The organism is Serratia sp. BIGb0163 (assembly GCF_024809935.1).
GTDB lineage: Bacteria > Pseudomonadota > Gammaproteobacteria > Enterobacterales > Enterobacteriaceae > Serratia > Serratia quinivorans.
In genome coordinates, this window is the sequence record NZ_JANUDZ010000001.1 from 1,459,448 (window position 1) to 1,482,800 (window position 23,353).

Below are 23,353 nucleotides of genomic sequence, written 5' to 3' on the forward strand. Positions count from 1 at the left end.
CGGTTAATCGGCCGGGGCCTGGAAAAAAATATTCAACAAACTGGTTGAATATTAGCCCACCTGTTCTATATTCAACCATATGGTTAAATTATCTTCCTCACAGCTGGACGCCATTTTTCGTGCACTTTCCGACCCAACGCGGCGCGCGATACTGCGTGCGTTGGCCGGCGGTGAGCACAGCATTGGTGAACTGGCCGCGCCGCTGCAAATGTCGTTTGCCGGCGCATCCAAGCATATCAAGGCGCTGGAGCTTGCTGGGCTGGTGCAGCGAACCGTGCAGGGAAGAAACCATATCTGCCGGCTTGAACCCGAGCCAATGGCGCAGGCCATGCAATGGCTGAAAACCTACGAGCATTTCTGGACAGAGCGGCTGGACGCGCTGGAAATAGCGCTGCTGCAGCCCGAACCGAATCCTCCCAAGGAGTGAACTATGAACGACTACGGCATGATTATTGAAACCGGCACGCTGCGCATTCAGCGGCTGCTGCCCGGCCCGATCGAACGGGTCTGGGCCTATCTGACGGAATCCGACAAACGCGCCACCTGGCTGGCCGCCGGCGATATGAAGCTGGAAAACGGTGCCCAGGTTGAGCTGGTGTTCCGCAATTCCGACTTGACCGGTGAGCATGAACAAACGCCGGCCAAATATAAAAACCTCGGTTGCAGCGTCAGCAACGTCGGCCATATCACCTGCCTGTTCCCGCCGCGGCTGCTGAGCTTTACCTGGGCGGAACAGGGGCAGAACCGCCCTTCCGAAGTGACCTTCGAATTGACCGAACAGGGTAACGCGGTGCTGTTGACGGTGACCCATCGTCGCCTGGCTAACCGTGACGAAATGCTCAGCGTGGCCGGCGGCTGGCACACTCATCTGGATATTCTGGTCGACCGTCTGCACGACCGGCAACCTCAGCCCTTCTGGAGTACCCACGCCAGGCTGGAAGAAGAGTACCGGGCCAGACTCTGATCAGCCTTCATCCCGGCGTCTGAAGGCCAGATAGCCGGTCACCAGCGTAAAGCCGCCGACCAGCAACACCAACAGGATAAAACCGTGGTGATTGCTGGCCAGCGGGATCCCGCCCACATTCATACCGAAGAAACCGGCAACGATATTGATCGGCAGCGCCAATACGGTGATCACCGTCAGGGTGTACAGCGTGCGGTTGTTCTGCTCCATCTGCTTGGCGCCAATCTCCTCTTGCAACAGACGAATTCGCTCGGTCAGACTGGCAAGGTCGTTCAATACCACGGTGAACTCTTCGGTGAACTGGCGTAAATCCTGCACCACGTCGCGGCTCAGCCAGGTCGGCGGCCGATTCAGTAAACGAAACAGCGCCGCCGGCTCCGGTGCCAAAAGCCGCTGAAATCGCAGCAGCATGCGACGCATGCGCCCCAGTTCGGTGCGGTTACGCTTCACATGATTGCTCAACAGGCGATCTTCAATGGTGTCGACATACTGGTTGGCCTGACGGACCACCTGCTCCAGCACCTCTTCCTGTTCTTCCAGCAGGTGCGCCAACAGCTCGGTAGAGGATGCCAGTTGCAGCGGCCCCAGACGGCCCAGCAACCGCTCAATCAAACGCAGCGGTTTGTGCCTTGCCGTGACCACCAGCCCGCTACGGCAGTACAGCCACAGCGTGGCAATCTCTGGATTGTTCTCTTTGGGGTGAAAAATGACGTCGTTGAGCACCGCGAACAGATCATCGCCCTGGCGCTCAATGCGGGTGGTATGGGAACCGTGACGAATTTCGTCAAAGAAAAAATCGGAAATGGCAAAGTGGTTTTTTAGCCATTTTTCTGCGGCCGCATGGTTCAGGTTGAGATGTAGCCAGATAAATCCCTCCCCCGGCAATAACGCCTGCCAGGCCTGGCAAGCCTGCTGCGAAGACACCGGCTGCGGCGGCTCTGCCGTGCGGAACACGTGTCCGTAAATCAGCCCGGTAACCTCATCATCAAAATCAAGTTTGTGCAATTTTCCCGCAACCGTTTGAGCCATAAACCTTTATCCTGAATAACCGCACTGATTAATTAATTGGCTTTCGCCTTTATATCAATCTTTAAATGACAACGTTAATTATTTTCACTTTTCCCGATGATTAATATTAGCGTCATAAAAAAGTCACATTATTTCCCAATACTTTGATGGCAGCACTGTACAACATCGTCAGTATTCTAATGAAGTCTATCGGGAAGGTCCTTTATGAGCGATAACAGCGCCGTTCAGGCAGGTGCGCCAACCGCGTCCAGCCTGCCAAAAATCTACCAAAAGAACAGTCGACTCACTGTTCTTTTTTTTGTTTTTTTATTAGTGCTGGGGATAGCTTTTGCCGGGGTGAATTTATTTAACGACGTTAGCGATGCCGGTGCGGTATATACCAGCTACCTGCCGTTCCTTTTATTGGGGTTAGCGTTGCTGATTGCGCTGGGCTTTGAATTTGTTAATGGTTTTCATGATACCGCCAATGCGGTGGCCACCGTTATTTATACCCATTCATTGTCGCCCATGGTAGCCGTGGTTTGGTCAGGGTTCTTTAACTTTCTCGGCGTGTTGCTTTCCAGCGGAGTGGTGGCGTTCGGCATCATTTCGCTGTTGCCGGTTGAGTTGATCTTGCAGGCCGGTACCGGCAATGGCTTTGCCATGGTTTACGCCCTGCTGTTCTCGGCGATTATCTGGAACCTCGGCACCTGGTGGCTCGGGCTGCCGGCCTCCTCGTCTCATACCCTGATTGGCTCGATTATCGGCGTTGGGGTAGCCAATGCGCTAATCCATGGCCGCACCGGCACCAGCGGTGTTGACTGGGGCCAGGCGATTAAGGTGGGCTATGCCTTGTTGCTTTCCCCGGTGATCGGTTTTGTGTTTGCCGCCCTGCTGCTGCTGGCGCTGAAAGTCTTCGTCAAAAATCGTCAGTTGTACACCGCCCCCAAGAATGATTCGCCGCCGCCGCTGTGGATCCGCGGTTTGCTGATCCTCACCTGTACCGGGGTTTCCTTTGCCCATGGCTCCAACGACGGGCAAAAAGGCATGGGCCTGATCATGCTGATCCTGGTCGGGACCATGCCGATTGCCTACGCGCTGAACCGCTCCATGCCGCCCGAGCAAATCCCCCGCGTGGCGGCACTGGCGGATGTCACCAAAAACCAACTGCTGCACCAGTTCCCGGCGGTCAGCCAGACTCCGCCGCGCGACGTGCTGACCGGCTATGTGCGTACCAGTGAACTGACCGCAGAAGTGGTCCCAGCGCTGGCGCAGTTGACCGGGGCCATTGGCGATCAAATTCGTCAGTACGGCTCGGTCGACAAAATCCCTGCGCAGGCGGTTTCCAACACCCGTAACGATATGTATCTGGCATCGGAGGTGATTAAACACCTTAAGTCGGAAAAACAGCTGCAATTATCCGCTGACTCGCAGCGCAATCTGGATGCCCTGAAAAGCGATCTGGACAGCGCCACCCGCTTTATCCCGTTCTGGGTCAAGGTGGTGGTAGCTATTGCTCTGGGGTTGGGCACCATGGTCGGCTGGCGGCGCATTGTGGTCACCGTTGGTGAGAAAATCGGCAAAAGTCATCTGACCTATGCCCAGGGGGCCAGTGCCGAACTGGTGGCGATGACCACTATCGGCGCGGCGGACATTTTTGGTTTACCGGTCTCCACGACCCACGTTCTGTCATCCGGCATCGCCGGTACCATGGCGGCCAACCGCTCCGGCCTGCAAATGTCCACCCTGCGCAATCTGCTGATGGCCTGGGTGTTGACGCTGCCGGCCTCGGTGCTGCTTTCTGCCGGGCTGTACTGGATTTTCACCCATTTCTAAAACCGGGCTAACACGGAGAATTAATTATGGCCATGCATGAATTTGACCGCGACGAAAGCTTCAACCAACGCCTGCTGCAGGAGTTTTACGACAGTTACGACGAAGAGCTGGAGATGGAACTGGACGACCTGCGCTTTGACGATAGCGAAGTGGACAGTGACCAGAAGAAAGCCTGGCGCAAACAATATTTTCGCGAATTGCTGCGCCTGCAGGGGGAACTGGTCAAACTGCAGGACTGGGTGATGCGCACCGGCCACCGGCTGGTGATCATTTTTGAAGGCCGCGACGCCGCCGGCAAAGGCGGCGTGATCAAACGTATCACTCAACGCCTGAACCCTCGCACCTGTCGCGTGGCCGCGCTGCCTGCGCCGAACGACCGCGAACGTACCCAGTGGTATTTCCAACGTTTTATCGCCCATCTGCCGGCAGCGGGCGAAATGGTGCTGTTCGATCGCAGCTGGTACAACCGCGCCGGAGTAGAGAAAGTAATGGGCTTTTGCAACGACGAGGAATATGAAGAGTTTTTCCGTAGCGTGCCAGAGTTCGAGAAAATGCTGACGCGCAGCGGCATACAGATCGTCAAATACTGGTTTTCTATCACTGACGATGAGCAGGAACTGCGCTTTCTCAGCCGCATCCACGATCCGTTAAAGCAGTGGAAGCTTAGCCCGATGGATTTGGAGAGCCGCCGCCGTTGGGAAGACTACACCGAGGCCAAAGAGGTCATGTTAGCGCGCACTAACATTCCTGAGGCGCCATGGTGGGTGGTTCAGGGCGTCGACAAGAAAAAGGCGCGCCTGAACTGTATTCGCCATCTGCTTGAGCAACTGCCATACGAAGTGGCGGAAGGCAATGTCATCACCCTGCCGCCGCGTAAACGCAGCCCGGATTACAACCGCCACCCGGTGCCCGACAATATGGTGGTGCCTGAAGTGTATTGATTTATCCAGGGAGGTGATAAAACGCCTCCCTGATCCCTGTCGGATTCTCATCCCGTTACAACGCCACCCTATTTTCTCCACATTTGCTGTGCAGACTCTTGGCAATATTCATTCACCTGTCAGGATCATAGTCACGTCTGCCATGTCTTTATTTAATTCCCTCATCCGTTTTCCCGCACGCCGCTTCGGCGCCATTTTGGTTCTCACACTGCTGTTCATTCTGCCCGCAGCACAAGCCGCTGCGCCGCTGGCGCTGTACTCAAAATCGGTATTGGTGGTCAATCAACGTACCGGGAAAATCCTGTATCAGAAACAAGCCAACCGGGTGCAGCCTATCGCCTCGCTAACCAAGTTGATGACTGCCATGGTCACGCTGGACAGCAAGCGTCCACTGGGCAACAGGATGATGGTCACCGCTGCCGACCGTGATTTGTTGAAGAAAACCCACTCGCGCCTGACGATCGGCTCTACCCTCAGCCGCCGTGACATGTTGCATATCGCGCTGATGTCGTCGGAAAATCGCGCCGCTTCGGCGCTGAGTCGCAACTATCCCGGGGGGCGCAAAGCCTTCGTGGCGAAAATGAATCAAAAAGCGCGCACCATTGGCATGAAACACGCCCGCTTCTACGATCCTACCGGGCTTACACCGCGCAATGTCGCCAGTGCCAATGACCTGCTGAAAATGGTTAATCACGCCTACCGTTATCAGACCATTCGCCGTTTCAGTACCGACAAACAGCAAATCGTGCGTCCTGGCCGCGGTCAATTGGTCTACCGCAGCTCCAATGGACTGATCAACAATCCCGCCTGGAAAATCCAGTTGCAAAAGACCGGTTTCACCGACGAAGCCGGACACTGTCTGGTGATGCGTACCCTGATTAAAGGGCAGCCGGTGGTGATCATCCTGCTCGGCTCGAAGCAGCGCTATGGCCACTATAAAGACGCCATTCGCCTGAAAGCCTGGCTGGAATCCTGATCTGTTTCAGGCGCGTTAATCACGCGCCTCTTTACCGTTCTGCGCATATCCAAATCCGTTTTTTATCAATGGAATATCCTATCTCCAATCAATATTTAGCCTGTGGGGCCGGGCATGCTATTTGTCATCAATAATTGATGATAAAGGAGCAGGAAAATGGCTTATGCCCTGAGCGTGTTGGAAAAAAGTCCGATTGCCGAAGGAGAGAGCGCCGCCCAGGCGCTGACACGCACGCTGCATTTGGCGCAGCAGGCGGAAATCTGGGGCTACCGTCGTTTTTGGCTGGCCGAGCATCACAATACCGCGCAGCTCGCTTGCCCTTCCCCCGAAGTGCTGATCGCCTATTTACTCGGGCAAACCTCCCGCATCCGCATTGGCTCCGGCGGGGTCATGCTGCAACATTACAGCGCCTATAAGGTGGCGGAAAACTTCAATCTGCTGGCGACACTGGCACCGGGACGGGTCGATCTGGGGGTGGGCAAAGCGCCCGGCGGGCTGCCGCTCTCTACCCAGGCGCTGCAGGCCGCCCACGATCAACAGAATAAACCGGACTTTCCGCAGCAGCTTGCCCAGCTCAACGCCTACCTCAATGATGACGCGCAACCCGGTCTGAGTGCCACTCCGCAACCGTCACAGCCCGCACAACGCTTCCTGCTGGGAGCCAGCAAAGAAAGTGCCCAACTGGCTGCAGAACACGGCTGGGCCTTTGTCTTTGCGGCGCAGCTCAATGGTAACCCGGACGATATCCAGCGCGCACTGGCTCATTACGCCGAGCAAAGTGGCGGACGCAAAGCCCTGCTGGCCGTCGCGGTGATCGTTGCCGACACGGCCGATCAGGCCCAGGCGTTGGCCGCCGGGATCCAGCAATACCGGGTACATGTGACCGGCGGACAAAGCGTGACGGTCGGCAGCCTTGAGCAGGCAGAGAGTTATGTTCAGCAGGCCGGAGCTACCGATTACCGTATTGAGCCGCGCGAAAGCCACATTCTGCTCGGCACTGCCCGGCAGGTACGCAGTCAGTTAAATCAATTACAGCAGCAATATGGCGTGGAAGAGTTTGTGATAGACACGCCGATCAGCGAGCCTGTCGCCCGTTTGACCTCTTTGCAACTGTTGGCGCAGGCCTGAGCCTGGCCAATCAGTTCACCACGGCACCAGCGCCGATGGCCACAGCCAGATCCTGAGCCAGTTCCTCTAACTGCTCCGGAAACAGGTTGGCCAGGCTGACACGGATCGCCGGGCCGCTTTTCAGACGGAAGGGTTCACCACCCTGCACCAACCAGCCGCGCTGTGCCATGATTTGGCTGGCGGCGGCTTCTGAACGCACCGGCAGCCAGATATGTACCCCTTCACCCGGAGCTAACCGCGAGCCGGTCAATTCTTGCAACCGCTCCGTCAACGCGTCTCGTCGTTGCTGGTAAGCCTGCTGCGCCCGCACCAGCAAGCCATCACGCTGCGCCTGCACCCATAATTTGGCGGCAATTTGCTGCAGAATATGGCTGACCCAGCGTTCGCGTATGTATTGATCCGCACGCATTGCCTGCAACAGTTGCGGCTTGCCGCAGGCCAGCGCTATACGCAGATCCGGACTGAGAAACTTGCTCAGTGACAGCACATACAAACCCTTGTCTGCCGTAAACGGCAAATTCAGTGGCTGTTGCGATAGCGGCCCCCAGAAATCATCGACAATCGCCAGACAACCCGGATTTTGGGCCAGGAACTCACGCCAGTCATTGGCACGTGTAGCGCTAAGCGACATACCGGTTGGGTTCTGTGCGCGTGGCGTCAGGATCACTGCACACCCCTGCGTACCCGCGTCCTTTTCCGGCAGACGGCAACCCTGTTCATCCACCAGCAACGGCAAGGGTTTGAGACGCAGATGCCGCAGCAGTGTCAATAACGGTGGCCAACAGGGATCTTCCACCCACACCGAAGCCCCCGGTGCCGCATGGCTGCGCAGTGCCTTTTCGATGGCATCCAGCGCCCCGGAAAACACCGCCGTCTCACCCAGTTCCGCCCCCTGTTGGCTCAACCAGCCAGCGGCAAGCTGACATAGCGCCGGTAAATCACCGCTGATGTCATAGCCACTCTGCTGTGGGAAGACGTCGGCCGCACTCAGCGACAGTGCCGGTAGCAAGGTGCCATCCAGATTGCCGCTGGCCAAATCACGCATGCCTTCGGGTACCTGCCGAACACTGTGCACCGCCATCAGCGGTTGCTCCAGTACCTGAGTACCGGCACGCCCGCGGGTGGCGACCAACCCGGCATCGCGCAGCTTGCCATAGGCGCTGGCAACGGTATTGGGGTTAACTCCCAGTTCGCCGGCCAGTTGACGCACCGGCGGCAACAGGTCACCCGGCTGTAAATCCCCCTGCTTGATCTGCGTGCTGATCTGTTCAGCAATCTGGACAGCGCTGCCGCCTTTTGCATACAATGAACCCATACATAAAGCCTTTTTGTATTAGTTCAAAACAGATTACCTGTTTGGAACGTAAAAGTTAAGGGGTAAAGATGGAAAAACATTACGTACTCGATATTCAACACGATGGCAAAGCTTTCGCCCGTTTGCAGATGTTCACCCCCTGGGCCAGCGACCAACTGCAGCAGGCCCAGGCGCTGTTTCCTACGGAGCAGGGCTACCGGTTGCATATCAGCCAGGTCAAAGAGCGTCGGATAGTTTATCAAAGCGGCATTGGCGGTATCACCATCCTGGGCGATACGCTGGAACTGGAACCTTATCCCCTTGGCACGGAGGTGCAGCCATGAAGAAAGTTGTCGCTATCAGACATGTGAATTTTGAAAACCTCGGTATTCTGGGCTCACTGCTTTCACTACGGGGCTATCAGATTGATTATTACGATGCGGGCCGTGACGATATACGCGCCATCAATAATGAGGAGACCGACCTGTTGGTGGTGCTTGGCGGCCCGATCAGCGCGGCGCAGCATTTTGCCGGTCAGCAGCATTATGCGTTTCTCAACGATGAATTAGCACTGGTAACACAGCGGCTGCAGCAAAAACGGCCTACGCTGGGCGTCTGTCTTGGCGCACAGGTGATGGCTCAGGCCCTGGGGGCCGACGTGGTTTCGCTCGGCGTGAAAGAGATCGGCTTCGAACCGTTAACATTGGCAGAGCATCAAGACTCAGTGTTGGCGCCCTTGGGAACAACACCCGTGCTGCATTGGCACGGCGATATGTTTATGATCCCGGAGGGCGCGACCTGCCTGGCCGGTACCGAAGTTTGTCCTAATCAGGCATTTGAGTATCAGGATTTCGCCCTTGGGCTACAGTTCCATCTGGAAGCCGATCATCAGGATCTGGAACGCTGGTTGGTGGGCCATGCCTGTGAGCTTGAACTGGCCGGTATTCTGCCACAGCGTTTGCGCCAACAGGCCGCTCGCTACGGTACAGAATTAGAACAGCGCGCCCGTCAGGTATTTACGCGGTGGCTGGATAAAGTCGAACCAAGGATGTTATAGATGCAACAGGTTTCTCAATTACAACCGCCGCAGATTGATGTGATCAGTATTCAATCGCAGGTCGTGTATGGCAGCGTCGGCAACGGTATCGCCTATCGCACCTTGCTGAAAAAAGGGCTGGAAGCGTTACAGGTACCCAGCGTGCTGTTCGGCTGCCCGCCCTATTATGGCGCGCCCAGCGGTGGCGTAATTCCGGCCGAGTGGTTCAGCGGCTTTCTCGAGGATTTACTGACCCGCGGCGTAATTAAACGCACCAGGGCGGTGATCGTCGGTTATCTGGGCGACGTTGGCCAATGTCATTTTCTACACACCTGGCTACAGCGCGTGCGCGCTATCAATCCGCAGATAAAAATTTATATTGACCCGGTGATGGGCGATTACGGTGAAGGCGTTTACGTGGATGAGCGTATCGTCAGTTGCTATCGCTCGCCGTTCCTGCAACTGGCTAATGGCCTCACCCCCAACGGTTTCGAACTGGAGCAGCTTTGCGGGCATCCGTTAACCAGCCGAGAGCAAACGCAGCATGCCGCACAGGCGTTATTGAATGACACTACCGAGTGGGTACTGGTGACCAGTGCGCCAGGCGTGGCGGAAAATGACGATCAGATTGGCTTACTGTTGGTCAGCCACGACGAGGTGCAAAGCTATACCCATCCCAAGATTCAGTCGAAGGTAAAGGGCACCGGTGACATGTTCACCGCGTTGCTGGTCAGCCATTTGTTGAACGGGAAAAATCTCAATAGTGCAGTCCTGACCGCCAGCAGTGAGGTCTGCGATGTGCTGACTGAAGCGGCGCATTTCGGTTTGGAGGAAATCGGCAGCCTGCGTGCCTTGAAATAGAATAGAACGGAGTGACGGGGCAGCCTGCTGCCCCGCTGATTTCCTATTTAGCGTTTTTTCTTTTTATTGAAATCCAATTCGAAAGCAAACACTGCGCTCTGAATTTTTCTTTCCATTGCCAGGCCCAGCTTCATAAAACGGCACGACAGGCGCGAGAAGTGCACCATGTTGTCGTCGTCATCGAGTTCGTGATCTTCATTGATCACCACCAGTTCCATATTGACCTTGAAACTGCCGTAGCTGCCGAGATCCAACAAAGCCTTTTTAAACTGAAAACCGGGCTGGAGGTTTTCCGGCAATGGGCCATCAACTCGCAAACCAACGCCACCGGCAGACAGGTCGTGGATCCTCAACTGGTACTCGCTGCCATCGGCGTATTCGCCGCTGCAGAGAAATTCACGCCAGTGGGGAGTGGTGACGCGAAACTGACGACGGCGCTGGATGTAGATCAGTTCTTTCGGCAATCGGGTTGAACAGGCGTTAACCCCTTGATGGTCGGTGAACTCGGCCTGTCCCACGGAAAATTCGATCTTCGCGTCATGGCTTTCAATCACAATGGTGCATTCACCGTCGACCTTGTTGTCCACCTCATCGCCGCTAAACACAATATTATCCGGCCCGACGCTCAACAGCAGGCTTTGAAACTGCTGCCGATCATTGACGACCTTCAGTGGCGTGCGCTGTTTACAAATTTCACGCAGTATCGCCAGTACTTCGAATCGCTCCTGCTTGATAAACAATCCGTTATCATTCTGCTCCACTCGTCGCTCCTGACTCTTCCCAATGACGCTTTACACGTTCCTTACAGTTATCATCACTGGGAATATTCCTAAAGTCAAATTTGCCAGCGATGCCAGGCCTGTGGCAGCAGTCTGGCGAAGCGTTCAGCCCAGGCTTGCTGACCCTGTTGGTCGGCGATTAAATCCTGGCGGATCTCAATGCCAACGTAGGGAAGCTCCCGTCGCTCGGCGTGCACCGGCAGGGTGTAATCCGTTGCATCGGTCATGGCATACGGCTCGTTAACGCCGACCTGCAAATCCCCTTCCTCCCGCAGCAGCTCTGCCAGCAGCAACGCGAACTCCGGCTGGCGGTTAAACAGCAGCCCCACCTGCCACGGCCGCTCGTTGCCTTTGAATACCGGCGTGAAGCTGTGCATGGCGATAACCGCCGTCGGCAGCCCGTTGCGCTGGCGTTCATCCAGATGGTCGGTTATCGCCTGATGATAAGGCCTGAAAATGGCATGCTCGCGAGCCTGCGCATGTCTGGCATCAATATCGACATTCCCGGGTATCGGCGTCAATTCTGACAGTGACGGGATCGAGCTATTGATGCCGGGCGTACGGTTACAGTCAATCACCAAACGGGAGTAACGCTGATGGATCAACGTAGTGTCCAACTGACGGCTGAGATGACGCGAAACGTTTAATGCGCCAATGTCCCAACCGATATGACGGTCGATTTCACCGGGTGGCAGACCCAGATCGCCCAACTGCTGCGGTATCGCCTGGCCAGCGTGATCGCAGAGTAATAGAAAAGGCGCGACGCCCCTGGGCGTTTCAATCGCCACGGCGGCGGGGTCTTCAGCGGATAACAAAGATGAGACGAACGACTGTGGCATGAAAAACTCCGGTGGCGGAACAAAGCCTATCTTAGGCTATACCCCACCACCGTTGCCAAGCTTCGGGTTAGATCAAAAAAGCATGAAGCGCATGCCAATTACTCTATACAGGTGTCCTGTGGCTGATGCACCGCAATATAACGCTGGAACCGCGCCGGTTTAAGCCGGGTAAGGTCGACCAGTACCAGGCCATCAATGCAGTTGTTGAAGGCCGGATCGGTGCCGAAATCAATAAACTGCACCCCGCCGGGTTCACACAGCTCGGTATATTGTTTATACAGCGTAGGTATCGAACAGCCGATGTTGCTCAACAGGCTTTTCAGCCGCACCAGATCTTCCTGATAGTTATCGCCGGCAAACTGTGCCAATACCTGCGGCAACGAAGCAGGATAAGGCTGGCGAGACTGCGCCAGGGCATGATTAGGTGAGAAGTACAGTCGGTAGAAGGCAATCAACAGGTCACGCGCCGTCACCGGCATGCCGCCGGAAATGGAAACCGGGCCAAACAGATAGCGGTACTGCGGATATTTTGCCAGGTAAGCGCCAATCCCCAGCCACAGGTAATCCAGACCGCGTTTGCCCCAATAGGCAGGCTGAATAAAGCTGCGGCCCAGTTCGATGCCCTGCGCCAGGATCGGTGCCATCTCGCGGTCATAATGGAACAGACTGTTGCTATAGATACTTTCCAGCCCTTTGCGCTCCAACTGCTCGGCAGTAGGAATAAAGCGGTAGGCACCCACAATCTCCAGTTCGTCGGCATCCCACAGCACCAGGTGATAATAGTCGTCGTCATAGCTGTCCAAATCACGACGGCGACCGGAACCTTCGCCCACCGCGCGGAAAGCAATCTCACGCAGCCGACCGAGCTCACGCAGGATAGGCGCACGCGCCTCACCCTGACGGCGATACAGGAAGATAATCTTCCCGTCCGGCGTCACCCCAAGACGCTCACAGTTTGCCAGTGCCTTCTTCAGCTCCAACCGATCCTCTGGCAAGGCGATGGGTGACTCACTGGCAAACAATCCTTCTTTGCCCTGGCCCAGACGGTAGACATGACGGCGGAAACGCTCGGCCAAATCTTTGGCGCTGGTGTGGCCATCATGCCAGTTGCTAAACGGAATACGGCCACCTACGCGAATTTTGATGCGTCCGCCCTGCTGCTGGAACATTTCACGTACCAGTAAGAGTGTGGACAGAGGTCGGTAAACCAGCGAGGTGAAATAGAACAGGTTGCTGTTACGCGCGCTGATGTGGATCGGCACAATCGGCGCTCGCGCCTTGGCCGCCAGCCGCAGGAAGCCGGTATGCCAGTGGCCGTCACGAATGCCTTTCGGGCTCATGCGCGACACTTCTCCGGCAGGAAACAGGATCAGGGCGCCCTGCTTATCCAACTGGGCCTGCATGCCTTCAATTTGCTTGCGATTGGTTTTGTTGCCGACGTTGTCCACCGGCACAAACAGGTTGCGCAGCGGTTCTATGTAGGTCAACAGTTGGCTGGCGACCACTTTGACATCCGGGCGCACTGCCGCCACGGCACGCAGCAGCACCAGTCCATCCAGCGAGCCAATCGGGTGGTTGGCTACCAGCACCACCGGTCCCTGGCTCGGAATATTTTCCAGGTCACCATCGACCAACTCACAGCTGAGGTTGAAGTAGTCCACCACCTGCTCTATCAAATCCAGCCCCTTCAGGTGTGGATAGTCGGCGGCAAACTGTTTGAATTCTTTTTCGAAGAGTAAAGTTCTCAGCAGGCTACGCTGCCAGGCAGGGGTCTTGCGGTGTGGAAATGCATCATGCAACAGAGAGTCCAAGCTAAACATCGCGTTATCTCCTGGCTTAGTCGCTGCAAACTTAAGCCAGCGCTATGACCCTAACATGTCAGAAACATGACAGAAAAATGAAATCCCTCAACTATCAGGTATAGCAAATTATTGAAAATTTGGTGGCGAAGAGAAGCCTGTCGCCACCAAAGCCGCATTTTATGCCATCGAAATTAAGGTTTCGATGCGCTGATTTACCACCTCCCGCAGCCGCAACAGCGGCGCCGCCTGATGTGGATAACGTTTAAAAGTGATGTCCATCCCCAACTGTTGTTCAATCAAAGCCTGCACCGTCGCGCGGTCCGTCAGGCTTTCCAGCAGCTGTAAGGCTCGCATGTCCTGCAAGCCCTGGTGCAGTACCCGCAATCGCAGGGACTCCACCGGCGTCAGTTTCTCACCGGGATAGACCACGAAGGCATCGCCGGAGGGAAAGGCATTGCGGCAATCCGTCACCGCGTAGGGGTTGAGTTGCTCCCGCGAATGACCACTGTTATAGAAGTTGAAGCCCCAATGCAAAAAGCCGGTGATGTTGTAGCGGTAGAGCTGGATCCCCAAAATGCGGTTACGTGCCGAAGGCTGGGCAAAGAAGCGGTTGGCCACCTCGGTTTTTTGTACGCAGCAGTAATAGGCCCACAGGCCTGGCACCCGATTCTCAATAAATGGCTCAATATGATCGGTGGCAGCCACCGGCGTTTCCACCAACCCCTGTTGGTAAAAGGCATAATCAGATAGCGCATCAAAAGTATGAAAACCGGCCAGCAGTGGGCGCAAGGTAGCGCTGGCACGCTGGTAAACGTCGATATTGTCCAGCGTCGGCTCGTCAGAAATATGAAACCACACCCGCTGTTGCAACTGCCGCTCGCGGAACCAGTCGGTCAGCGCCGGCAGCAGAGCCTGTAGAAACTGTTGATACTCTTCGGCGTGGGCGTCGGTATGCCATCCGAACAGCGGACTCAGCGTGCCGTCTATCTCCACCATGATTTTCGGCGCGTGTGCCGCCCCCCACTGAGTAAACAGCGGCGCAATTTCAAAGTGCTCAATGCCCTCTTCCTGCGCCATTGCCACCCATTGCGCCAAACGTTGGAAATCAAAGCGGTAGCCCTGCGCAGAGCGCTGTACGCCCACCAGTTGTACGGTGGTACGCTCGCCACCGATGGCGGTATCCAGCGGCGGCGTGAAGATCGGCGTCAACAGCATGTTTACCCCACTGTTAACCGCGGTACGGACAAAGTTGCGTACCGCCAGCCAGTACTCCCGGCTGAACACCGGCAACTGGTAATAATCCGCCAGGCAATCGGAGTGCAGCCATTCGGTGTGCAGCAGGGTTTGCGGTGGCAGCGCGGCCGGGACGATATGTAGCGTCAATGCAGCACTGGCCAGCACTTGCTCGCTGGCCACGTCAAACAAGGTCAGCGTCAGTGGGTAGTCCCCGCCCGCTACTGGCGTTGCCGGTGGGGTTAAGGTCAACCACAGGCTGCCGTAATAATTGCAGGCGGCAAAGAAACGTCGATCGACCAAGGGCATCAGCGGATCGGGAAATAACCCCGGTTCGGTACGCAGATAGTTCTCATCGGTCTCGGCATAACAGGGAAAGTGGCTGGGCACCGATTGCACCTGACGCACGCTGATATACTCCGCCAATGGCCCCTCAATACGATAGCCTAATTCACGACGCGTTTCGTTTCCTGCCCGTTGCAGGCAATAAACGGCCTGCCAGGAAACAGTTTCATTATTAAGACCGCTGAGTTTATTTATCTGCATAATCTGCGGCGAATTATGGCTGTGGAATATCTTTTCCAGGCAATGGGTAAAGGTCAATGAAAGGCGCATAACGGTGAGCTCTCTTTTATTGGGAAATACCGACGAGTGATTTTCAGGCTAAACCCTTTTATCGCTGTAAACAATAGAGCCCATTCAAAAATCGACAACACGCCGTCGCAGCGGCTGCCCTATACGATTTTTTTGTTTATTTGCATCACAAAAATGAAAGATAACCCGGCATGCACAATAAAAATATTTTTAATCCCCATTATGGTGCAAGGGTTATCATTTATTCCTATGACCCCAGTGGCCCGGAATTACTGCCTGGCAGGGCCGAAACCGGCTCAAGAGGTTAACAGATTGTGAACAAGTAACGCTTTCGGTTTAAGCTTCAATCCTTTCGATTTTAACAACAACGAAACATTCATGCCCCTTTTTTGGGCAGATCGGGGCGTATTGACACATTGAAAGTTAAGGGATAGAAAGAATTCACGTTACGAAAATATTTATTCGTCGTTCACCGAGGGGAAAGCAATGTCACCGATAAAAAATACCGGCCGTCTTCTGGCGCACTCTGCCATTGCGGTTGCATTATTATTGCCGACCATGTTATATGCCGCCGATCAAATAACCCTGCGTTACGCCGTGTGGGACAGAAATCAATTACCTGCCGAGCAGGAGATTGCCAAAAAATTTGAAAAAGAAAACCCTAACATTAAAATCTCCATAGAATTAACGCCGTCGGCACAATACTTCGTTAAATTGGATTCCGCCGCCGCAGGGGGTGTCGCGCCAGATATATTCTGGATAAACATGCCTTATTTCGTTCAATACGCCAAAAATGGCATTATGCAACCCTTAACGCCGTATATTACCGGCAGCGGCGTGCAATTAAATAATATCGTCGCCAGTTCGGTTAAAGCCTATCAGTATGATGGGCAGCAAATGGCCATCCCCCGCGACGTTGACTCAATCGCCGTGTGGTACAACAAAAAATTGTTCGACCAGGCCGGCGTCAGCTACCCGACCAACGACTGGAGCTGGGATGACCTGAAAAACAAAGCCACCGCGCTGAAAACCGGCTTGAAGGGCAGTGCCTTCCCGCTGGTGATGGATCTGAGCATTGACGGGCAGGACAGCTATATGAACCTGCTGTTCCAAAACGGCAACCACATAGTCCCGAAAGACGGTCAACCCACCGACATCGCTAACGATAAATCCATCTGGGTCTATCAACAGCTGCAATCCATGATGAAAGATGGCTTGATGCCCAGCGCCCAACAGATGAGCGAAGTCAAAACCGAAAACATCTTCCAGTCCAACCGTGCGGCGATGGTGTATGCCGGCTCATGGCTGGCCGCCCCGTTCGCCAACAATCCGCTGATCAACGACCATATTGGCGTGGTCATGATGCCGAAAATCGAGCGCCAGTCCGGCGTGGCGCACAGCCTGGCATTTGCCATGTCCGCCAACAGCGCCCACAAGCAGGAAGCCTGGAAATACATCGAATTTATGAGCTCCGAAGCCTCACAGACCGAGTTGGCAAAAGCGGTGATCCCGGCCAACAAACTGGCGGCCAAGGCCTGGGCGGCGGAGATCAAAAAAGTCGATGTCACGCCTTATATTGACACTCTCAACGTGACCGAAGCCTACCCCACAGCCGGTACCAATACGCCGAAATGGCAAAACATGTGGATTGCCAGCCTGAAGAAAATCTTTATGGGCGCGGATGCCAAAGCCGAGATGGACAAATCGGTCAAGAAGATCGAACGCGTAATGGAGCAGTAATCACCCCGAGCCGGTAGCGCCTGCCCGAAGGCGCACCGGCTGCGGAATACCGCAAAGCAGTTACAGGTGAGGAAAGGCAACATGTCGCTGGCAGAAAGCTACGGTGCCCTAAAACAACAAAAAAGTACCCCACGACCCGCACTCAGCCGCCTGGAGCGTGCCGAGCGTTTCTGGGGCTGGGTGATGATCTTGCCGTTGCTGATTGGTTTGACGGTGTTTTACCTGGTCCCCTTTTTACAGAACATCTTTTACAGTTTTACCGACCTCAACCAATTTATGCGCTGGAGCACCCTCAGCGTCGATAACTACGTCAATCTGTTTGAAGACGACGACTTTTACACCGCCGCCGGCAATACGCTGTTCTATGTGGTGGTGTGTGTCCCCGTCAGCCTGAGCCTGTCGCTGCTACTGGCGATTGGCCTGAACCAGAACATTCGCGGCAAGGCGCTGCTACGCACCCTGCTGTTCTTGCCGGCGGTCACCATGCCTGCCGCCGTGGCGATGGTCTGGCAATGGCTGTTCAACAAGGATTTCGGTTTGATCAACCAGGCGATTGGCCTGCTGGGGATTTCGCCGGTGGCCTGGCTGTCCGACCCGGACGTGGTGCGCATCAGCGTTTCCATCATCATTATCTGGTCGTCGCTGGCGCTGAAAATCATCATTTTGCTGGCCGGGTTACAAAGCATTCCACGTCAACTGTATGAGGCCGCCGATATTGACGGTATCAGCACCCTGCGCCGCTTCTTTTGCATCACCCTGCCGATGATGGTGCCAACGCTGTTCTTCGTTTCGGTGATGAGCTTTATCGAGATCCTGCAAATATTCGACGTGGTGTTCCTGATGTTCGACCGCGCGTTGGTGGAAAGCGACGTGATGACCGTCACCAACCTGTTTTACAAGTATGCCTTTTACCTGCAGGAGAAAGGTTACGCCTCCGCCATCACCGTGGTGCTGTTCGCCGTCACCCTGCTGATCACCCTGATTCAAATGATGATTGGCAAACGCCTGAAAGTCAGCTGAGGAGCCACGACGATGAGCATAAGTAAAAGAACGCTGGTGTATCTGTTTATGGTGTTGGCGGCGCTGGCCTCGGTGGTGCCTTTTATCTGGATGCTGGTGACTTCGCTGAAAACCCAGGCCGAGAGCATTCAGATCCCGCTGACGCTGTTACCGGCACACCCCAGCCTGCAGGCCTACGGCAAGGTGATGCGTGAAATTCCGTTCACCGACTTCTATGTGAACTCGCTGCTGGCGACCTTTTTCACCGTCACACTGCAGATGGTGATCGCCACCATGGCTGCCTACGGTTTCTCTCGCCTGCACTTTCGCGGCCGTGATGCGGTGTTCCTGGTGTGTATTTCGATCCTGATGGTGCCTGGTCAGGCCTTTTTGATCCCGCAGTTTTTGGTGGTGCAGAAACTGGGGTTGGTGAACAGCATCACCGGGCTGGTTTTGCCGGGTATTTTCAGTATTTACGCCACCTTCCTGCTGCGCCAGTTCTTCCTGGCGGTGCCGAAAGAGATGGAAGAAGCGGCGCTGATCGACGGCTACAGCTACTTCGCTATCTTCTGGCGCATCATGCTGCCGCTGATCCGTCCCGGCATTATCGCCTGCATCATCATCAACGGCCTGTGGAGCTGGAACAACCTGATGTGGCCGCTGATCGTCAACACCACCACCGAAAAACTGACGCTGCCGGTCGGGCTGGCATCGCTGTCGAGCCGTGCCGGAGTGGAATACCCGCTGCTGATGGCCGGTGCACTGATGGCGGTGATCCCGATGCTGATGCTGTTCATTCTTTTCCAACGCTACTTCATCCAGGGCATCGCCAGCGCTGGGGTAAAAGGCTAACCGCGTACACAAGGTAAATAATATGGCCGGTATACAGTTAAACAGTGTGAAGAAGGTTTATCCCAACGGGTTCAAAGCATTGCACGGGATCGATCTGGATATTAAAGACGGCGAGTTTATGGTGTTTGTCGGGCCATCCGGTTGCGCGAAATCCACCCTGCTGCGAATGATTGCCGGGCTGGAGAGCGTCAGTGAAGGCCAGATATTGATCCACGACCGCTGCGTCAACGACACCATGCCGAAAGATCGCGGCATCGCCATGGTGTTCCAGAACTATGCGCTGTATCCGCACATGACGGTCTACAAAAACATGGCGTTTGGCCTGATCGGCAAGGAAAGCAAAGCCGAAATTGACCGCCGGGTGCGGGACGCGGCCGAAAAACTGGAAATCACCAATCTGCTGCAACGCAAACCGGGCCAGTTATCCGGCGGCCAGTGCCAGCGTGTAGCGGTCGGCCGTGCCATTGTGCGCAAGCCCAAGGTATTTCTGTTCGATGAACCGCTGTCCAACCTTGATGCCAAGCTGCGGGTCTCGATGCGCGTTCAACTGATCGAACTGCACAATCAACTCAAGCAGGAGGGTGCTGCCGCCACCATGGTGTATGTCACCCACGACCAGGTGGAGGCAATGACCATGGGTGACCGCATTTGCGTGCTGAACCGGGGGGCCATTATGCAGGTGGATAAACCGATCAATCTCTACCACCAACCGGCCAACCGCTTTGTCGCCGAGTTTATCGGCAGCCCGTCGATGAACCTGCACGATATGGCAATTACCCGCAGCGCTCAGGGTATCGGGCTGCGCATTGGTGACGAATATCCCCTCGAACTGCCGGCGACGCTGCAAGGACAGTTGGAAAATTACCCGCACCCTCGCGTGTGCCTTGGCATTCGCCCGGAGTCGCTGCGGCTGTGTGCGCCCGGCAGCAGTAATTGCTTCCCGGCGAAGATTGTCACTATCGAACGCATGGGCAATGAAGAGTTGCTGCACTGCGAACTGGCCGGACTGCGCTTTGTGCTGCGCATGGCGTCGCAGCCTGACTGGGAGCCACACCTGGGGGAACAGATCCACCTGGCTTTCGACCTGTCCCGCGCGCACCTGTTTGACGAAATCAGCGGCCAAAACCTCAAATAATTAGATCGGAGAATGTGCAATGTCGTCAGCTCAACAAAATGGTTTTGCCGGCCGCCCGGTTCGGGTACTGGTGATTGGTGCCGGGGCGCGTGGAGAAATTTACTCGCGCTACGCGTTGGCTCACCCGGATTTAATGCAGGTGGTGGCAGTGGCCGAGCCACGTGACGTCTACCGTCAGCAATTTGTCGAACAGCACGCTATCGCGGCGGACAAGGTGTTCACCGACTGGCGGCAGGCCGCCGACGCCGGCAAATTGGCCGATGCGGTGCTGATCTGCACTCAGGATACCCTGCACCTCGAACCGGCACTGGCCTTCGCCAAACAGGGTTATGCCATGCTGCTGGAGAAACCGCTGTCGCCGGACGCCAGCGAATGCCGCACCATCGTCGAGGAAGTGGTGCGCCAGAAGCTGATTTTCTCCGTCGGCCATGTGCTGCGCTATACGCGCTACACCCAAAAACTGAAGCAACTGCTGCGCGATAACGTGATTGGCGACATCGTCAGCCTGCAACATCTGGAGCCGGTGGGCTACTGGCACCAGGCGCACTCCTTCGTGCGTGGCAACTGGCGTAACGACGGTGAAGCCGCCTTTATGCTGCTGCAGAAGTCCTGCCACGACATTGACTGGATCCGCTACATCATGGAATTGCCCTGCGAGCAGATCAGTTCATTCGGCGGCCTGCGCCATTTTCGCCAGGAAAACCAACCGGCCGGGGCAGCAGATAATTGCCTGGACTGCGCGGTGGAAGCCAGTTGCCCCTACTCCGCCAAACGCATCTACCTGGGTGACGACCACAAGGCGACGCCGGGTTTCCTGCGGGTGTTGACCCCAGAAGTCAGCCAGCCGCATTTGCAGGCGGCGCTGCGCGACGGTCAATATGGCCGCTGCGTCTATCGCTGCGACAATAACGTGGTCGACCATCAGGTGGTCAACATGCAATTTGCCGGTGGCCGCACCGCCTCCTTCACCATGACCGCCTTTACCCGGCTGGAAGATCGCCAGACCCGTATTTTCGGCAGCCATGGCTGTCTCGAGGGAGACGGACGCTACATCCGCATTACCTCATTCGTCGACGACAGTGAAAAGGTCTACGACGTCGATGAGGCCGAAGATCTGCACGCCATGTCCGGCCACGGCGGTGGCGATTACTACCTGATGCAGCATTTTATCGACGCCATTCGCACCAACGATCCTTCACAGGTGCTGTCCGGCCCGGCAGAAACGCTGGAAAGCCACCTGATGGTGTTTGCGGCGGAACGTGCACGCCGTGAATCTGCAGTGATCACCCTGAGTGGAGCCTGAAAACGTGGAAATATCACAGATGCGCTACGGTTTCGATATCGGCGGCACCAAGATCGAGATGGCGGCCTACGACCGGCAGCTCAGACAGGTACTGTGCCAGCGAGTCACGACTCCCACCGGTAATTATCGCGAGTTCTTGTCCTGCATCCATCAATTGGTCGACAGTGCCGACAGCCAACTGCACACCCAGGGCAGTATCGGCATCGGTTTACCGGGCGTGACCGACCCGCGCAGCCGCCGACAGTTGGCGGTTAACGTCCCCTGCCTGACCGGCCACTGTCTGGCAGACGATTTGGCACAAGAGTTGGCGCGGCCGGTTGAGATTGAAAACGACTGCCGCTGCTTCGCCCTTTCCGAAGCCAGCACGCCGCAAACCGAGCATCTGGCGCTGGTGTTCGGCGCCATTATCGGTACCGGGGCCGGCGGCGGCCTGGTGATGAACAAGCAGTTGCATAAAGGCCGCAATGGGCTGGCAGGCGAATGGGGCCACACGCCGATCTCCGCCCAGTTGGCGCAGCGCTACGATTTACCGCTGTTTACCTGCAACTGTGGGCTGACCGGCTGCTTCGAACGTTACGTTTCCGGCAGCGGTCTGCTGGCGCTGAGCCGTCATTTCGGCCACCCGGCCGACCACGTACCGGCGTTGATCGCCAGTTATCGACAGGGCGACCCGTTGGCTCGGCGACTGATGGCAATGTACGTCGACATTCTGGCCAGTGCGCTGGCTGGCCTGCAACTGTTGTTGGATGTAGATGCTTTTGTGCTGGGTGGCGGCCTGTCCAACGTCGGCGAGCTGTATTCACTGCTGCCCCCGGCCATGAGCCATTGGCTGTTGCCCGGTACCGAACCGGCGGCAATCTACCCGCCGGTGCACGGCGACAGCAGCGGTGTACGAGGAGCCGCGTTATTACGCCAAAGCTGGCAATAAAAAATAGTGAAAAGACCGCCAGGAAAAAATCAGTGCCGCAGCTTTCATCCTGCTTTTGGCAAATTAACCCAGGCGGCAAGTTGCCGCCTGATAAATAACGGATTACGGCTTTTCACTTTATTTCCAGGCAGCTTTCGGTTGAGGGCCAATCGAAAGGCTTTTTAAATATAAGCAACTGATACATATGGTTTTTTATAAAATAACCGATTGCATTTCACTGTTTCGTTTGCTGTAATTCGCCACGAACAACTGAAAGCACTCCTGCCAGATTAACTGCGACGCATTGCGCCGCGGCCGGGTATGGCTACAGCTAAATCAGGAGTCACGCGTTAATGATCAATACCCTAAAACGACGGGAATTAATTATCGACCAGCTTTGTCGCGAAGGCTCAGTGCGCGTCGAGCAACTCAGCGCCCAGTTTTCGGTTTCCAGCGTCACTATCCGTAGCGACCTGCGCCAACTGGAAAAAAGCGGCTGTGCGGTCCGTGCCTATGGCGGCGCAATGCTCAATAAGCAGTTCGCCTTCGATCGTCCGCTACAGGACAAGGGGCGCCTCAATCGCGACGTGAAATACGCCATTGCCTGCGCGGCGGCGGAACTGGTCAACGACGGCGATGCCATCATTCTCGACTCCGGTTCGACCACCAGCCAAATGGCGCAGCAGCTGGTCGGTAAAAAGGATCTGGTGGTGATGACCAATGCGCTGAATATCGCTTTCGAACTGGCCAACAACGAACAGGTTGACCTGATGGTGGTAGGCGGCAGCGTACGACGCAAATCCTGGTCTTTGTATGGCCCGGCCGCCGAGCAACACATGCGTCAGTTCCGTTTCGACAAGCTGTTTCTCGGCGTCGACGGCTTCGACCTGATTAGCGGCATCACCACGCCGGATCCCGGTGAAGCGCAACTCAACCGCGCCATGTGCGACGTAGCGCGTGAAGTGATCGCCGTAGCGGACGCCAGCAAGTTCGGCCGCACCAGCTTTTGCATGATCCGTGAAATCGGCCAAATCCAGCGTTTGGTCACCGACAGCCGCATCCCGGAAAGCTACCTGCATGCGCTGAACCATTTAGGGGTCGACGTGATTATCGCCGACCGTTAACC

Annotated in this window: 22 protein-coding genes; 16 read left to right on the top strand and 6 right to left on the bottom strand. The window is 55.8% G+C overall.

Features of this window, described 5'->3' with window-relative positions; translation table 11 throughout:
- Positions 1-79 precede the first annotated feature (79 nt).
- Both M2406_RS06995 and M2406_RS07000 read left to right on the top strand, forming a co-directional pair.
- Positions 80-427: a helix-turn-helix transcriptional regulator gene (locus M2406_RS06995; protein ID WP_012145284.1), complete on the top strand. Its 348-nt coding sequence runs from the start codon at positions 80-82 to the stop codon at positions 425-427.
- A 3-nt stretch (positions 428-430) separates the two neighbouring features.
- Positions 431-964, top strand: coding sequence for an SRPBCC family protein (locus M2406_RS07000; RefSeq protein WP_112362886.1), 534 nt, complete (start codon positions 431-433; stop codon positions 962-964).
- On the opposite strand, the gene M2406_RS07005 is transcribed toward M2406_RS07000, so the two are convergent.
- The gene (locus M2406_RS07005) at positions 965-1,993 is read right to left on the bottom strand and encodes a transporter (RefSeq protein ID WP_012145286.1); all 1,029 of its coding nucleotides are present in this window, start codon (positions 1,991-1,993) and stop codon (positions 965-967) included.
- 204 nt (positions 1,994-2,197) lie between these two features.
- Between M2406_RS07005 and M2406_RS07010 the strand changes: the two genes are divergently transcribed.
- The 4 genes from M2406_RS07010 (at position 2,198) to M2406_RS07025 (ending at position 6,853) form a co-directional block, all read left to right on the top strand.
- Positions 2,198-3,808 (top strand): inorganic phosphate transporter, encoded by a 1,611-nt coding sequence (locus M2406_RS07010; RefSeq protein ID WP_259189419.1) that lies wholly within the window; start codon positions 2,198-2,200, stop codon positions 3,806-3,808.
- Between the two features lie 26 nt (positions 3,809-3,834).
- Complete coding sequence (ppk2, locus tag M2406_RS07015) at positions 3,835-4,749, top strand: polyphosphate kinase 2 (protein WP_259189420.1); 915 nt, start codon at positions 3,835-3,837, stop codon at positions 4,747-4,749.
- A 142-nt stretch (positions 4,750-4,891) separates the two neighbouring features.
- Complete coding sequence (pbpG, locus tag M2406_RS07020) at positions 4,892-5,725, top strand: D-alanyl-D-alanine endopeptidase (protein WP_129939677.1); 834 nt, start codon at positions 4,892-4,894, stop codon at positions 5,723-5,725.
- A gap of 156 nt (positions 5,726-5,881) precedes the next feature.
- Positions 5,882-6,853: an LLM class flavin-dependent oxidoreductase gene (locus M2406_RS07025; RefSeq protein ID WP_259189421.1), complete on the top strand. Its 972-nt coding sequence runs from the start codon at positions 5,882-5,884 to the stop codon at positions 6,851-6,853.
- 10 nt (positions 6,854-6,863) lie between these two features.
- Here the strand turns inward: M2406_RS07025 and M2406_RS07030 are convergent, their stop codons facing one another.
- Positions 6,864-8,168 carry an aminotransferase class I/II-fold pyridoxal phosphate-dependent enzyme gene (locus tag M2406_RS07030; RefSeq protein ID WP_259189422.1) on the bottom strand — a complete coding sequence of 435 codons (1,305 nt, stop codon included), beginning with the start codon at positions 8,166-8,168 and terminating at the stop codon, positions 6,864-6,866.
- A 68-nt stretch (positions 8,169-8,236) separates the two neighbouring features.
- Here M2406_RS07030 and M2406_RS07035 point away from each other — a divergent pair, with 68 nt between their 5' ends.
- Genes M2406_RS07035 through pdxY form a run of 3 tightly spaced genes read left to right on the top strand, consistent with a single transcriptional unit; the run spans position 8,237 to position 10,044 of the window.
- Positions 8,237-8,491 carry a hypothetical protein gene (locus tag M2406_RS07035; RefSeq protein ID WP_012145292.1) on the top strand — a complete coding sequence of 85 codons (255 nt, stop codon included), beginning with the start codon at positions 8,237-8,239 and terminating at the stop codon, positions 8,489-8,491.
- Positions 8,488-9,204 (top strand): glutamine amidotransferase, encoded by a 717-nt coding sequence (locus M2406_RS07040; protein WP_259189423.1) that lies wholly within the window; start codon positions 8,488-8,490, stop codon positions 9,202-9,204. The genes M2406_RS07035 and M2406_RS07040 overlap by 4 nt, the downstream gene beginning before the upstream one ends.
- Positions 9,205-10,044 carry a pyridoxal kinase gene (gene pdxY / locus M2406_RS07045; protein WP_259189424.1) on the top strand — a complete coding sequence of 280 codons (840 nt, stop codon included), beginning with the start codon at positions 9,205-9,207 and terminating at the stop codon, positions 10,042-10,044.
- A gap of 47 nt (positions 10,045-10,091) precedes the next feature.
- Here pdxY and M2406_RS07050 read toward each other — a convergent pair whose 3' ends face one another.
- From M2406_RS07050 to M2406_RS07065, 4 genes are all read right to left on the bottom strand, one after another.
- A complete protein-coding gene (locus M2406_RS07050; RefSeq protein WP_259189425.1) occupies positions 10,092-10,805 on the bottom strand; it encodes a flagellar brake protein in 714 nt (237 codons plus the stop codon).
- Positions 10,806-10,879: 74 nt separating this feature from the next.
- Complete coding sequence (locus tag M2406_RS07055; protein ID WP_012145296.1) at positions 10,880-11,662, bottom strand: N-formylglutamate amidohydrolase; 783 nt, start codon at positions 11,660-11,662, stop codon at positions 10,880-10,882.
- 98 nt (positions 11,663-11,760) lie between these two features.
- Entirely contained in the window at positions 11,761-13,482 is a 1,722-nt protein-coding gene (gene olsF, locus M2406_RS07060; RefSeq protein ID WP_012145297.1) for an ornithine lipid synthase OlsF, read from the bottom strand.
- Between the two features lie 159 nt (positions 13,483-13,641).
- The gene (locus M2406_RS07065; RefSeq protein WP_259189429.1) at positions 13,642-15,312 is read right to left on the bottom strand and encodes a DUF4091 domain-containing protein; all 1,671 of its coding nucleotides are present in this window, start codon (positions 15,310-15,312) and stop codon (positions 13,642-13,644) included.
- Positions 15,313-15,777: 465 nt separating this feature from the next.
- Between M2406_RS07065 and M2406_RS07070 the strand changes: the two genes are divergently transcribed.
- From M2406_RS07070 to agaR, 7 genes are all read left to right on the top strand, one after another.
- Complete coding sequence (locus tag M2406_RS07070) at positions 15,778-17,031, top strand: sugar ABC transporter substrate-binding protein (RefSeq protein WP_259189431.1); 1,254 nt, start codon at positions 15,778-15,780, stop codon at positions 17,029-17,031.
- Positions 17,032-17,112: 81 nt separating this feature from the next.
- Positions 17,113-18,051, top strand: coding sequence for a carbohydrate ABC transporter permease (locus M2406_RS07075; protein WP_012145300.1), 939 nt, complete (start codon positions 17,113-17,115; stop codon positions 18,049-18,051).
- A gap of 12 nt (positions 18,052-18,063) precedes the next feature.
- On the top strand, positions 18,064-18,882 hold the full coding sequence (locus tag M2406_RS07080) for a carbohydrate ABC transporter permease (protein ID WP_012145301.1): 819 nt from the start codon (positions 18,064-18,066) through the stop codon (positions 18,880-18,882).
- 22 nt (positions 18,883-18,904) lie between these two features.
- Positions 18,905-20,017 (top strand): ABC transporter ATP-binding protein, encoded by a 1,113-nt coding sequence (locus tag M2406_RS07085; RefSeq protein ID WP_259189433.1) that lies wholly within the window; start codon positions 18,905-18,907, stop codon positions 20,015-20,017.
- A gap of 19 nt (positions 20,018-20,036) precedes the next feature.
- Positions 20,037-21,320, top strand: coding sequence for a Gfo/Idh/MocA family protein (locus M2406_RS07090; protein ID WP_259189434.1), 1,284 nt, complete (start codon positions 20,037-20,039; stop codon positions 21,318-21,320).
- A 19-nt stretch (positions 21,321-21,339) separates the two neighbouring features.
- A complete protein-coding gene (locus tag M2406_RS07095) occupies positions 21,340-22,248 on the top strand; it encodes an ROK family protein (RefSeq protein ID WP_041418576.1) in 909 nt (302 codons plus the stop codon).
- A 332-nt stretch (positions 22,249-22,580) separates the two neighbouring features.
- On the top strand, positions 22,581-23,351 hold the full coding sequence (gene agaR, locus M2406_RS07100; RefSeq protein WP_115184608.1) for a transcriptional repressor AgaR: 771 nt from the start codon (positions 22,581-22,583) through the stop codon (positions 23,349-23,351).
- The last annotated feature ends 2 nt before the right edge of the window (positions 23,352-23,353 follow it).

What these genes read in the sequence shown, in the direction of transcription:
- M2406_RS06995 (WP_012145284.1), top strand. Translation starts at nt 80, where the DNA reads ATGGTTAAATTATCTTCCTCACAGCTGGACGCCATTTTTCGTGCACTT.
- M2406_RS07000 (WP_112362886.1), top strand. Translation starts at nt 431, where the DNA reads ATGAACGACTACGGCATGATTATTGAAACCGGCACGCTGCGCATTCAG.
- M2406_RS07005 (WP_012145286.1), bottom strand. Translation starts at nt 1,993, where the DNA reads ATGGCTCAAACGGTTGCGGGAAAATTGCACAAACTTGATTTTGATGAT.
- M2406_RS07010 (WP_259189419.1), top strand. Translation starts at nt 2,198, where the DNA reads ATGAGCGATAACAGCGCCGTTCAGGCAGGTGCGCCAACCGCGTCCAGC.
- ppk2 (WP_259189420.1), top strand. Translation starts at nt 3,835, where the DNA reads ATGGCCATGCATGAATTTGACCGCGACGAAAGCTTCAACCAACGCCTG.
- pbpG (WP_129939677.1), top strand. Translation starts at nt 4,892, where the DNA reads ATGTCTTTATTTAATTCCCTCATCCGTTTTCCCGCACGCCGCTTCGGC.
- M2406_RS07025 (WP_259189421.1), top strand. Translation starts at nt 5,882, where the DNA reads ATGGCTTATGCCCTGAGCGTGTTGGAAAAAAGTCCGATTGCCGAAGGA.
- M2406_RS07030 (WP_259189422.1), bottom strand. Translation starts at nt 8,168, where the DNA reads ATGGGTTCATTGTATGCAAAAGGCGGCAGCGCTGTCCAGATTGCTGAA.
- M2406_RS07035 (WP_012145292.1), top strand. Translation starts at nt 8,237, where the DNA reads ATGGAAAAACATTACGTACTCGATATTCAACACGATGGCAAAGCTTTC.
- M2406_RS07040 (WP_259189423.1), top strand. Translation starts at nt 8,488, where the DNA reads ATGAAGAAAGTTGTCGCTATCAGACATGTGAATTTTGAAAACCTCGGT.
- pdxY (WP_259189424.1), top strand. Translation starts at nt 9,205, where the DNA reads ATGCAACAGGTTTCTCAATTACAACCGCCGCAGATTGATGTGATCAGT.
- M2406_RS07055 (WP_012145296.1), bottom strand. Translation starts at nt 11,662, where the DNA reads ATGCCACAGTCGTTCGTCTCATCTTTGTTATCCGCTGAAGACCCCGCC.
- olsF (WP_012145297.1), bottom strand. Translation starts at nt 13,482, where the DNA reads ATGTTTAGCTTGGACTCTCTGTTGCATGATGCATTTCCACACCGCAAG.
- M2406_RS07065 (WP_259189429.1), bottom strand. Translation starts at nt 15,312, where the DNA reads ATGCGCCTTTCATTGACCTTTACCCATTGCCTGGAAAAGATATTCCAC.
- M2406_RS07070 (WP_259189431.1), top strand. Translation starts at nt 15,778, where the DNA reads ATGTCACCGATAAAAAATACCGGCCGTCTTCTGGCGCACTCTGCCATT.
- M2406_RS07075 (WP_012145300.1), top strand. Translation starts at nt 17,113, where the DNA reads ATGTCGCTGGCAGAAAGCTACGGTGCCCTAAAACAACAAAAAAGTACC.
- M2406_RS07080 (WP_012145301.1), top strand. Translation starts at nt 18,064, where the DNA reads ATGAGCATAAGTAAAAGAACGCTGGTGTATCTGTTTATGGTGTTGGCG.
- M2406_RS07085 (WP_259189433.1), top strand. Translation starts at nt 18,905, where the DNA reads ATGGCCGGTATACAGTTAAACAGTGTGAAGAAGGTTTATCCCAACGGG.
- M2406_RS07090 (WP_259189434.1), top strand. Translation starts at nt 20,037, where the DNA reads ATGTCGTCAGCTCAACAAAATGGTTTTGCCGGCCGCCCGGTTCGGGTA.
- M2406_RS07095 (WP_041418576.1), top strand. Translation starts at nt 21,340, where the DNA reads ATGCGCTACGGTTTCGATATCGGCGGCACCAAGATCGAGATGGCGGCC.
- agaR (WP_115184608.1), top strand. Translation starts at nt 22,581, where the DNA reads ATGATCAATACCCTAAAACGACGGGAATTAATTATCGACCAGCTTTGT.